The organism is Endozoicomonas sp. ONNA2 (assembly GCF_024606365.1).
Classification (GTDB): domain Bacteria; phylum Pseudomonadota; class Gammaproteobacteria; order Pseudomonadales; family Endozoicomonadaceae; genus Endozoicomonas.
This window is the reverse complement of record NZ_JAHHPO010000800.1, coordinates 1-1,116: the sequence shown is the minus strand read 5'-3', so window position 1 is coordinate 1,116 and position 1,116 is coordinate 1. Positions and strand designations below refer to the sequence as shown.

Annotated in this window: 1 protein-coding gene; it reads left to right on the top strand. The window is 50.7% G+C overall.

Annotation, left to right across the window (positions count from 1 at the left end; genetic code table 11):
• Positions 1–110: 110 nt before the first annotated feature.
• Positions 111–1,100, top strand: a complete 990-nt coding sequence (locus KDK14_RS14235; RefSeq protein ID WP_257265837.1) for an ankyrin repeat domain-containing protein — start codon at positions 111–113, stop codon at positions 1,098–1,100.
• The last annotated feature ends 16 nt before the right edge of the window (positions 1,101–1,116 follow it).

The following is a 1,116-nucleotide window of genomic DNA, read 5'->3' as shown; positions in this document are numbered from 1 at the left end:
CTACGGGCGCTATTCTCGGACAGCCTCCTGGAAATCATTAATTACCTTGAACAACTGCAAATTGAGAATATCCTTCATCCGGGGCTTGTCAAAAGTCCCGGTGATTGTTTGTGATTTTGATCAATCAAAAAAATGAGGGGAAAGCAGAAATGTCACCGGGGGATAACTGCTCATTGTCTTCTAATACCGGGCAAGATACAGGGGCGAGTACTGACTTGCGCCATAAAGTGATATCGGCCATTCGGAACCATGACTTGGAAGCGGTGTGCACCTTGCTCGACCAAGGGGTTGATGTAAATGCCCGGGATCAGAACGATCCATTACTGCATTATGCCGTACGGGCAGGTCAGAGTGATATTGTCGAAGTTCTGTTGGGTCAAGGTGCTGACCCCAATGCCCCGGACAACAAAGGCTACTGTCCGCTATGGCCTGCGGTCAGGAATGGACATGCTGAAATCGTCCAGCTGCTGCTGCAAGGTGGTGCCAGTCTGTATCATTCCGGTTACTTTGACCGTCCGCTGCTATTGTCCTGGGCAATTGACAGTGGTTGTCAAATGACGGCCACCCTTCTGGCCAACGGCGTGGAACCAAATGATCCCAAAGGTATGATCTTTCCGTTGTCTATTGCGGTACGCCTGGGTCGCTCGAAGGTGGTCAAGCTCCTGCTGGACAATGGGGCCAAGCCAAATGCCTGTGATTCTGAGGGCTTCAAAGTTCTTCATCAAGAGCTGAAAGGTAAGCTGGGTGATGTGCATTCTTCAAAGGAAGTAGACATCGTCACCATTTTGCTGGCCAACCACTTTGATCCATTTGGCCATCGATCGGCTCTTCCAAATAACGGTAATAATCACCATAAGCCCGATCTGAGCCTGCTCCATCTGGCTGAGAAGCACCGGCATACCAAAGTTGCCAACATCCTCAGAAATTATACGCTGGTACCTTATCAACCGGCGTCGTTACAGTGTTGGGCCCGTGCATCTATCCGCTCCCGACTGGTTCAGAACCAGGCTAACCTGGCGCAAACCCTTTCCGCCGATTCCAGTTGCCTGCCGCTGCACCCGGACCTGAAAGCTTTTGTGTTCCAACCGTTATCCTTTTAGGAGCTGTCCTGAAATA